Below are 9,350 nucleotides of genomic sequence, written 5' to 3' on the forward strand. Positions count from 1 at the left end.
AGCTTTTAGTAAGAATTGGCTTGAGGTTTTTGCCAGAAGTACAAACCCAAGCAGAAGAACCCAACCAAGTGCCACTGAGGTAGCAAGCTACTCGGCGGGGTTCACCTTGAGGATAAAGGTTCAACTACTCACCCCAAAAAATCCAACTCCTGTTTCGTACCACCCCCGCCGTGCCTATCGGAAGACGAAGAACTAACAAGGGTTGTACGTCAATTCATCGCTGCCAATAGAGCGCAATCATTCGCAATGAAACTTAGTTTTGACATTTTTTGAGGTGAGTGATACTGTTGAAGTGATTACTCCGCGTCGTCGCCAGCAAAAGGATTTGCATTCTGAGGACTCCCATAGGCCGAGGCCGCCAGGCCGACATGGCTACTAGCTGAAGTGGCAGTGGTGTCCCGTTGCACAGGGGCAGTTTGAATGGGGCGCAAAGATTTCTTCTTCATACAAGTCTCCTTTAATTTTGGGTAGATTTTCCGACGGCTGAGCGTCACCTTTCGCTTGACTTTTCCCTGTTTGGGTCTAGTTTTCGCGTGGCAACTCTCACCGACTTTTCTATTAATTAGAATAACACTTCGTGGCAAGTTGTCAAGCTTTTTTCGAGAACTTTTTTCATTATTTCTTATTGAATTTTTCGCAGTAAATAGCGCCCGGTTTCAAGAGAAACCCAGCCTCAAAAGCCGAAATTATGTTGATAAATTGCCAGGAAATGGAAGAGCGATCGCCCCTTTGTTATCCTTTGTTTATAGTAAGAATTTGGTCAAATTGAAGAGCGATCGATCGGGGCTCGGAAAACTCAGCATTGACAGAGATTGTACGTCAATTCATCGCTGCCAATAAGCGCAATCATTCGCAATGAAACTGAGTTTTGACAACATTTTTTGAGGTGAGTGATACTGTGGAAGTGATTACTCCGCCTCGTCGCCAGCAAAAGGATTTGGATCTAATATACTACAGGTGGTGGTTGTACAAAGAATATTAGATTAGGTTGGTAAGAGGCCGCCAGGCCGTGGCTACTACTAGCTGAAGTGGCAGTGGTGTCCCGTTGCACAGGGGCAGTTTGAATGGGGCGCAAAGATTTCTTCTTCATAATACAAGTCTCCTTGAATTTTGGGTAGATTTTCCGACGGCTGAGGAGCGTCACCTTTGGCTTGACTTTTCCCTGTTTGGGTCTAGTTTTCGCGTGGCAACTCTCACCGACTTTTCTATTAACTAGATTAACACTTTATCGAAAGTTGTCAAGCTTTTTTCAGGAACTTTTTTCAGTATTTTTTATTGAATTTTTCGCAGTAAATAGCGCCAGTTTTTAAGAGCCACCCAGCCTCAAAAGCCGAAATTATGTTGATAAGTTGCCAGGAAATGGAAGAGCGATCGCCCCTATTTAAACTCAGAAACGATGCCTTCCAAAACCAATTTATGACCAAATTCTGCCCCTGCGGAAAGGTACCTTTGGTCTATCAGCTTGCGCCTCAGACAACTTCTTCCACCAGTAACCGTAATCTTCCAATCCCGTCGAATTTAATAAACGCTCTTTCGCGTCTGGCGCATCAATAATTGGCATGATTGACTGACCCCAAACTGCATCTCCGTAAATCTTGCCATTTTGAGGTTTTTTCGCCTTTTCTCGCGCCAAAGTCCCCGACCCTTCCGACAGCGACCAGTAGCCTACTAACCCCGCTTCATTTCCCTTTAAACGGTGAACTAACTTCGATTGAATTTCCTTAGCCGTCCGCACTTTATTCCACAGACGAACCTCAGAAATTTTACCATTAAATAAATAATCTCCGTAACCCGGTTGTTCTGTGTTCCCCGCACCAATACGGAGGGGACGTTTAGTATTTGCTTTAAACTTGACATTCTCTTGCTTGCTCACTTCTTGCCCGTTGACATAGAAATAAGCCGTATCAGATTTTCCATCGTAAACCCCCGTCAAATGTACCCAAACATTAATCTCAACATTCGGCCCACTCAACACAGTCCAACTCGCTCCCACTTCGCCACTTCCCAGCCAAAACTCCCATTTCCCAGCAGGAGTTGCGTAGAACAAATAGCCCTTGCAACCATTCACATCAGACCCATCCCGTGAAGTCAATACTGACCTGTATCCATCGCCTCCAATAAACATCACCCACACCTCAGCGGTGAACGTAGCGGGATTGATTTCCTTGGCATAATCAATATCAATCTTGTCATCAATGCCGTCAAAGTTCAGCACTGTTTGCAAGCGTTCTTGCACAGCATTCGTATCCGTCATAGTAACTATCTCCTGTGTTTCAATTACTTCAGCGAGCACGGGAAGCTCAGACAACTCCCAAGTTGCCCCGTGAATTGTCCCGTGATTAGCGTTTTGAGTCTTGTCGCAAACTGTATTAGCCGTACCTTCATTGAAAGGCCAATAGCCGGCCAGTCCGGGTTCATCCCCCGCCAAACAGCGAGACATATCCGCTTGAATATCTGTTGGCGTGCGGCATTTATTCCAAATTCTGATTTCCGAAAGTTGACCCTTCCAACACTCTGCACCTTGAGGATTTTTTGTGCCAATGAACCAACTAATGCTGCTAGATTTTTGACGGCGTTTGCCATCCAAAGTCTGCACGATTTCACCATTTACATAAAAATGTAGCTTGCTGTTAGCTTCAAATACTAGCGCTAGATGAAACCAAGTGCCTGCTACAAGCTTAGCTGAGGTAGTGTTGTAATTTTTCCTCTTATAAACCGTGAACCGAAGCTGGTTGTTAAATAAACCAAAACCCCAAGCTGGATACTCCGAAAATACCCTTTGCACCCCCTTATTTGTTTTAGTTTTCACCCAAGCTTCTACGGTAAAGTTGTTGCCTAGTTCGCAGGAAATGTGGGGGATGGCAACATAACTGTCTACCCCGTCAAAGGTCAGAACTGGTCGGCTGTTCTTTAGGAGATTAGTCATCACTTTGATTCCTGCTGGCTTCAGAGTTTAGATATGAATTGGAGAAGGAGGCTAAGTTTCCCATTTCATATCTAAACTGTTTAGTTGAAAAATCAGCCGTTATTTTTGGCCGAAAAAATGACAAAAGTGGTTTTTACCGCCTGCTCCCCCAGCAGCCACAACCAGAAGTTTTAAGCTGCTGATAACTGCGGTAAGCAAAAGCTGCTGGGTCATTGTAATTTGCCCCGTGCATCAAATCGATGCGAATGTCAACCAAATCTTCGGAGCGGCCATTCACAACATCGAGAGAACGGTGTGGGTGAATGAGTTCCGGTCTTTTCACAGGTGCTGATAATTTAGGCAGCTTCATAATACCTCCAAATTAGTAAGGAGTAGACCAAGAACGCACTTCGCCCAGTGTCACCGGGATGATGTCGCTCACATCAATGGTAAAGCGGTAAACTTTCTTAGCGCGACGGCTATTTTCTGGATCGAAAAACTTCAATTTCACATCCCAGCAATCACTATCAAGCCGGCAGAACGGGCTTTTTTCGACTGTGATACTGTCGAGTTCCATGCCTGTCGCTACCGCTTCAGCGAAGGTAGAAGCCGCTTGGAAAGCGTTAGTAGCTGCAAAATTCAGCGCCCGGTCTTGTGAAGTGGTTCCCAAGTTCCGCAAATCGTAGTAAATGCGGTTGAGGAAGCTGCCGAGGGTGCGCCGCATCGTTTCTTCAGTTGCTTCTGTTGCGGTAGTCCGTACCGTTTCCAAAGCAGCCGTGACGAGGGTATTTACTTTCCAACTGTACATTCCTCGCGTGTTGTGCGGCTCAATCACCGGCACCACTTGCCCGGAGAAAAGTTTGACAGTTTTGCCGCTCAGCACGCCCGGAATGGTGACTCGTTCTATATAGTTTTCGCTCTCTTCCCCCTCTACCTGACCGGCCAAAAATTCTTGCAAAATCCCGTAGACATCGCGGCCAAAAGCTCCGACTGGCTCAATGGCATAAATGGGTGTCAATTCTAAATTCAGCGTCCAAATTAAAGCTTTTGCTTCCGAGGGGTTTTGTTCCAGATAGTCCGCCATTTGACGACCATCGTAGGGGTTGGCCGGCACAGCGGTATTCTCAATTTCATAGGCCGGCATGAATTGCTTAAACGAGTCGCGCCTTGCTTCGCTGCCGAAGTCGTAGCCCAGGGTTCCCAAAGCGTAGACGAGTTGGGAATCTTCCAGGTCGCTGGGTGCTTGGCTGGCAGCGATGCCGGTCGGTCTGTTGTTGGACATAAAAGAGTTTCCTGCACTAGATGAATTGATTGGGCGGGGCAAAGAAGTTTCTGCAGCTGTAGCTGCTGGTATAGACGGGCTTACTTCTGCCGAAGCCGCTGAAGTAAGTAGCTCTAAATCTGATGTTTCGGGCGCTTGGTTGAGAGATTCCAGCACTTGCTCAGAAACCCCCGAGCCCAGATCGATAGTTCCGTCGCAGCCGCAGCCTGCAGCTTCAACAGCTTCTAATTCCTCGGACATCTTTCCTCCTTGAAGTAAATAATAGGTTGCGCCCAGAATGTTGAGCTTTCCAGCCAAACAGCGACGATCGCTCTCTGCTAGATCTGCATCGCAAGGTAAGGCACTCTTTAAGATGGCATCTCGTACCTTGCCTGGATCGGGCGTTTCTCCGCGCTGAACTTGCAAGCTAAGCAGCAAAGCCACAACTCCAGAGATCATCGGTGTTGCAAAACTGGTACCGCTCAACCTGACTGTGCCTCCTCCTGGCTTTGCCCCCAAGATATTTTCTCCCGGTGCCAGAATTCCTTGATTTTGGTAGGCTTCACCCCAGTTGCTAAAGTCAATCGGCTTGCCCCGATTGTCCATTGCCCCTACGGCCAAGACAGCCGGAAGTGAGGCCGGAACGTGCAAGCATTCGCAGCCATCATTGCCCGCTGCCGCCACAATTAAGACATTGCGGTCTTGGCAGAGTTGCACCGCCCTTGCTAGCCAGCCTTCGGCTTCCCCTATTTCGGTCAGTTGACCGCCACTGACGTTGATGACGTGAGCTCCTGCATTGACGGCTTGCTCGATCGCGCGAGCTAGATCCAGTTGAGCCAGTTTAAGGCGATCGTCAGCAAAAATGGGAATAACTAAGCCCCGACATTGCGGTGCTATTCCGCGCACCTCAGATCTGTGCTGGCCAAAAATCGTGCTAGCAACGTGTGTGCCGTGCATGGACATGGAACCAGAGACTTGTGCTTCCCCTTTTACCAAGGTTGGCAGCCGCGTCAGATTCGCTCCCTCAAAACAGGGGTGAACAAGGTCAACTAACCCATCAAGGACTGCTATGCAAATCTGCGAATCCCCTTGAGTTTTTGTCCACAGCTCTTGGATACCTGGTAGCTCTGTTAAGTCGGGCATGAAGTCTGAAAAATACTTTGACCAAGCTTGTCTAAAGCTTGGCAAATATATTACAGCAGTCTGTACTGATCAAATTCTGTCTCTGATAAATTTAATGTAAATTTTTGTGGATTTTTATAGGGGGTAGAACTCATGAGGGGGTCAGACTGCCTACAACCCGCAGATATTGAGGAAGGATCAAGGTAAGTAGGACTTACGCATTGACAAAATGATTGTATTGTGAATACCTCTGAAGAGAGGCATCGCTATTCCCTCATGAGACAGAATTCGGTTGCCGAACTTCCTTCTTTCCGAAGTTTCAATTATTAGTTGTTGGCCCGTCGGGAGAGGGCACAGATTGAATTGGTGTCGGAGGCAAATTAGAGCGGCTTTTGCTGAGAGTAGCCGACACCAAAGCATAGCCCAAAACAGCAGGAAGCACGATCGCGCTTAGAAACACGATCCCCGCCGCCCAAGTCATCGCATTCGACATCGGGCCGTAATGACTGCGGTAAGGGTCAAACGGCGGTAAATTAGCTCTCGGGGCATCCCGCAGTGCGATCGGACGTTGGAACCGCACCCGCCTGTCGTCGAGCTTTTCGAGCAAAATCCAGCCAGCTTCCGCCTCTTCCCCGCACAGCTTGTGAAAAATCGCAGGATTGCGAAACAAATCCCTGCTAGCCCGCACAATCTTGTACTCCCAAACCGTCAAATCATCAGAATTGCGATCGGATTTTGGATTGCCATTTGCGATCGCATTTTCAGGCGCATTAAAATTATCTTCTTGAGATTCGTACCGAGTCAAAACTTCTTCCTCCTCATCGCATTTTTGCCCCGCAGCTAATTGCTCGCGGCTCACCAAGATACCCATGATTGCAGCCTCCAAGCCGAGACTGCCAACCATCAAACTCCAAATCAGAATTTCAACCATAATAGGAGTTAAAAGTTAAAAATCAAAAACTAAAAAGACTCGCTTTTAACTTTCAATCTTTAATTTTCAAATAGCCTTCCACCACACAATCTGCACCCACCGCGCGCCAAGAAACCCGCTCTAAAGTCAAAGCATCAGTCATTGCGGAAAACCCCAAATCTCCCACAGGAGTTGGAGCTCCTCGGCCCCCGACAATTTTAGGAGCAATAAAAGCCATAATTTTTTGAACTGCACCCTCAGCAATTGCGTTGGCCGCCAAAGTGCCGCCACATTCCCACAGTACAGAAAGAAAAGATCGATCGTACAAATAAGCCATAACATTAGTCGGTGTCAGCGGCGACAATTCCACAACTTCCACCCCTTTTGCAATCAAAAATTCCTGAAATTCCGGGTTAACCCCAGGCTCAGTCAGCACCAAAGTAGCCGCCACAGAGGTTTCCCACAACCAAGCCGACTTCGGCAAATCCAGAGTGCGGCTCATCACCACCCGCAGGGGATTATTCCTATCAGGTTGGTGACTCGTCAGTAGTGGATTGTCCAGACGCACCGTATTTCCCCCAACAATCACAGCATCGCAGCCGACGCGCACCCGGTGAACCTCGCTGCGAGCCTCCTCGCCTGTCACCCAAGCGCTGTGGCCGCTACTGGTAGCAATTTTACCGTCCAAAGTCATTGCATATTTCAAAATTCCAAAAGGCCGGCGGTACAAAATCCGGTGCACAAAAGCCTCGTTGAGTTTTTGGCAAGCTTCCCCTTCCACTCCCGCCACCACTTCAATGCCAGCCTCTCGCAACCGAGCCAGCCCAGCTCCAGCTACCAAAGGATTCGGATCGACCATGCCAGCGACTACTTTTGCCACCTTGGCCTTAATTAAAGCTTCGGAACAGGGAGGAGTCCGCCCGTAGTGGTTGCAGGGTTCCAGGTTCACGTAGACCGTCGCTCCTGCGGCGAGTTCCCCCGCTTCCCGGAGCGCAAAAATTTCGGCGTGAGGTTGACCGGCACCGGGATGAAACCCTTCGCCGACAATCTTGCCGTCTCGGACAATTACAGAACCGACGAGAGGATTGGGTGCGGTTTTGCCTAGAGCACGGCGGGCCAATTCTATGCAGCGGCGCATCATGGCTCGATCGAACTCTTGAACTTCGCTGTTGTCCAGTTGTTTTGTACCTGGCTGCTGTCGGTTAGCTAAGCTGGCGATCGCTTTAGCGTGCGCCGGAAAAGTTTCCATAAGATTTTGGTATTATATCTATCCATGAGTGTACTGACTTTGATGCTAATTTTGGCTGCGAAACGACGATCGATTGCTGCTGGGGCAAACTGTACGTTACCGCTGAGATATTGCACCATTCTCAATTAGGCTTTTATGAACAGGCAAGATGCCTGTTCCACAAAAGATAAATTTTCTTGTGGAACAGGCATCTTGCCTGTTGCTGATGTGCAAGATGTGAGTTACGCCCGATCGAATAGCTTTAACATTAAGAAACAATAGCAGGCGCTTGAAAAAACAATGAGTCAGGACATGGAGCGGGAATTTGCCAGCCGCGACGAATTAATTGCCTACGTGCGCCAACAGTTCCCCAAAGCCGCCGCCCGGGACAGCAGCGTACCCCCAACCCCAGGCGGGCGGAAAGCAGCCGAGACAGCCCTGCAACAAGTCGATCCCGGCAAGTACGCCTCAACCCGCAATTTCCTCAACGGTGCGGTAACGCGCTTGTCGCCCTATTTGCGCTACGGCGTTTTGAGTCTTGCGGAAGTCCGGGATGCCGTGCTGGAGAAGGTGCCACATCCAGAAGATGCCGTAAAACTCGTCAACGAGTTGGGTTGGCGAGATTATTGGCAGCGACTGTACGCCGAATTGGGCAAGGGGATTTGGCAAGACCGGGAACCCTACAAAACTGGTTACACTCCTCAAGATTACAGCGAAACTCTGCCGCAGGATGTCATTGAGGGCACGACTGGTTTGGTTTGCATCGACAGTTTCAGTCGCGAGTTGCGAGAAACTGGTTATCTGCACAATCACCAGCGGATGTGGACTGCGGCTTATCTCGTACACTGGCGGCGCGTGCGCTGGCAAGCCGGAGCTCGCTGGTTTTTGCAACATTTGCTAGATGGAGATCCGGCGAGTAACAATCTCTCTTGGCAGTGGGTAGCGAGCACTTTTAGCCACAAGCCTTATTTTTTTAATCGGGAAAATTTGGAGCGCTACACTAAGGCGGTTTATTGTGGCGATTGTCCTCTGTACGGGCAATGCGATTTTGAGGGAACTTACGAATATTTGGAAGGGAAGTTGTTTCCTCATGGCGAAAAGGTCGATCGCAGCGGCGGTTCTAAAAGTTGGAACCGCCCTAAAAAAGGTAGCAGAAATTAAAAAGTCAGTAGGCAGTTGTCAGTTGTCAGTAGGCAGTTGTCAGTTGTCAGTTGTCATTAGTCATTAGTCATCAACAGTTAACAGTCAACAGTCAACAGTCAACAGTCAACAGTCAACAGTTAACAGTCAACCGTCAACAATTACTAATTTATGAACGATCGAATTATTTGGCTGCACGGCGACTGTTTGAGTCCTGAAGGCCCGGCTTTTCAAGCGCACCCAGAAGCACCGGCAATCTGGGTTTGGGATGATGCGCTCATTGATGAATGGCAGTTGAGTCTCAAACGAATGGTGTTTATTTACGAATGTTTGCTGGATTTGCCGGTAGTTATTCGGCGGGGCGATGTGGCTGCGGAAGTTATCGCTTTTGCGATCGAATGCGGCGCGAATCAAGTGGTGACGGCGGAAAGTCCCAGTCCTCGGTTTCAGGATATTTGCCGGGAAATTAGGCGATCGCACCCAGTAGAAGTTTTGCCGCCCGAACCCTTTGTCCGCTACGATGGTTACATTGATTTGAAGCGTTTTTCCCGCTACTGGCGCGTCGCTGAAAAATATGTTTTTTAATGGGTAATTGGAAATCCGTAATTGGTAATGGGGAATTAGTCATTGGTAATTGGTAATTGGTAATTGGGCAATTCTCCCCCTCTCCCATTCTCCCATTCTCCCATTCTCCCCCTCTCCCCCTCGGGAGCATAACACTTATGTGATGAGTACAAATACTCACATATACTATGCCCCTCATTAGTCCATAATTAAATATGTT

Annotated in this window: 10 protein-coding genes; 3 read left to right on the forward strand and 7 right to left on the reverse strand. The window is 48.4% G+C overall.

From position 1 onward, the window contains the following. Positions 1–296: 296 nt before the first annotated feature. The 7 genes from QUB70_RS32780 to ribD form a co-directional block, all read right to left on the reverse strand. On the reverse strand, positions 297–446 hold the full coding sequence (locus QUB70_RS32780) for an anacyclamide/piricyclamide family prenylated cyclic peptide (protein WP_442927830.1): 150 nt from the start codon (positions 444–446) through the stop codon (positions 297–299). 497 nt (positions 447–943) lie between these two features. After that, on the reverse strand, positions 944–1,090 hold the full coding sequence (locus QUB70_RS32785; RefSeq protein ID WP_442927831.1) for an anacyclamide/piricyclamide family prenylated cyclic peptide: 147 nt from the start codon (positions 1,088–1,090) through the stop codon (positions 944–946). 324 nt (positions 1,091–1,414) lie between these two features. After that, on the reverse strand, positions 1,415–2,926 hold the full coding sequence (locus QUB70_RS25940; RefSeq protein WP_332984338.1) for a LamG-like jellyroll fold domain-containing protein: 1,512 nt from the start codon (positions 2,924–2,926) through the stop codon (positions 1,415–1,417). 133 nt (positions 2,927–3,059) lie between these two features. Next, entirely contained in the window at positions 3,060–3,275 is a 216-nt protein-coding gene (locus QUB70_RS25945; RefSeq protein ID WP_332984339.1) for a cyanobactin biosynthesis system PatB/AcyB/McaB family protein, read from the reverse strand. A gap of 12 nt (positions 3,276–3,287) precedes the next feature. Next, the gene (locus QUB70_RS25950) at positions 3,288–5,309 is read right to left on the reverse strand and encodes a S8 family peptidase (RefSeq protein WP_332984340.1); all 2,022 of its coding nucleotides are present in this window, start codon (positions 5,307–5,309) and stop codon (positions 3,288–3,290) included. A gap of 298 nt (positions 5,310–5,607) precedes the next feature. After that, a complete protein-coding gene (locus QUB70_RS25955; RefSeq protein ID WP_332984341.1) occupies positions 5,608–6,219 on the reverse strand; it encodes a hypothetical protein in 612 nt (203 codons plus the stop codon). A 52-nt stretch (positions 6,220–6,271) separates the two neighbouring features. Continuing rightward, positions 6,272–7,447, reverse strand: a complete 1,176-nt coding sequence (ribD, locus tag QUB70_RS25960) for a bifunctional diaminohydroxyphosphoribosylaminopyrimidine deaminase/5-amino-6-(5-phosphoribosylamino)uracil reductase RibD (protein ID WP_332984342.1) — start codon at positions 7,445–7,447, stop codon at positions 6,272–6,274. 135 nt (positions 7,448–7,582) lie between these two features. On the opposite strand from ribD, the gene QUB70_RS25965 reads away from it, so the two are divergent. The 3 genes from QUB70_RS25965 to QUB70_RS25975 all read left to right on the forward strand — a co-directional run bounded on the left by QUB70_RS25965 (position 7,583) and on the right by QUB70_RS25975 (position 9,151). After that, complete coding sequence (locus QUB70_RS25965; RefSeq protein ID WP_332984344.1) at positions 7,583–7,708, forward strand: hypothetical protein; 126 nt, start codon at positions 7,583–7,585, stop codon at positions 7,706–7,708. A gap of 18 nt (positions 7,709–7,726) precedes the next feature. Continuing rightward, positions 7,727–8,587, forward strand: a complete 861-nt coding sequence (locus tag QUB70_RS25970; protein WP_332984345.1) for an FAD-binding domain-containing protein — start codon at positions 7,727–7,729, stop codon at positions 8,585–8,587. A 150-nt stretch (positions 8,588–8,737) separates the two neighbouring features. Beyond that, a complete protein-coding gene (locus QUB70_RS25975; RefSeq protein WP_332984346.1) occupies positions 8,738–9,151 on the forward strand; it encodes a hypothetical protein in 414 nt (137 codons plus the stop codon). Positions 9,152–9,350: the final 199 nt, after the last annotated feature.

Source organism: Microcoleus sp. A003_D6, assembly GCF_036702825.1.
In the GTDB taxonomy this organism is placed as follows: Bacteria; Cyanobacteriota; Cyanobacteriia; order Cyanobacteriales; family Microcoleaceae; genus Microcoleus.

Coding starts and splice junctions, on each gene's coding strand:
- QUB70_RS32780 (WP_442927830.1), bottom strand. CDS start 446: ATGAAGAAGAAATCTTTGCGCCCCATTCAAACTGCCCCTGTGCAACGG.
- QUB70_RS32785 (WP_442927831.1), bottom strand. CDS start 1,090: ATGAAGAAGAAATCTTTGCGCCCCATTCAAACTGCCCCTGTGCAACGG.
- QUB70_RS25940 (WP_332984338.1), bottom strand. CDS start 2,926: ATGACTAATCTCCTAAAGAACAGCCGACCAGTTCTGACCTTTGACGGG.
- QUB70_RS25945 (WP_332984339.1), bottom strand. CDS start 3,275: ATGAAGCTGCCTAAATTATCAGCACCTGTGAAAAGACCGGAACTCATT.
- QUB70_RS25950 (WP_332984340.1), bottom strand. CDS start 5,309: ATGCCCGACTTAACAGAGCTACCAGGTATCCAAGAGCTGTGGACAAAA.
- QUB70_RS25955 (WP_332984341.1), bottom strand. CDS start 6,219: ATGGTTGAAATTCTGATTTGGAGTTTGATGGTTGGCAGTCTCGGCTTG.
- ribD (WP_332984342.1), bottom strand. CDS start 7,447: ATGGAAACTTTTCCGGCGCACGCTAAAGCGATCGCCAGCTTAGCTAAC.
- QUB70_RS25965 (WP_332984344.1), top strand. CDS start 7,583: ATGAACAGGCAAGATGCCTGTTCCACAAAAGATAAATTTTCTTGTGGA.
- QUB70_RS25970 (WP_332984345.1), top strand. CDS start 7,727: ATGAGTCAGGACATGGAGCGGGAATTTGCCAGCCGCGACGAATTAATT.
- QUB70_RS25975 (WP_332984346.1), top strand. CDS start 8,738: ATGAACGATCGAATTATTTGGCTGCACGGCGACTGTTTGAGTCCTGAA.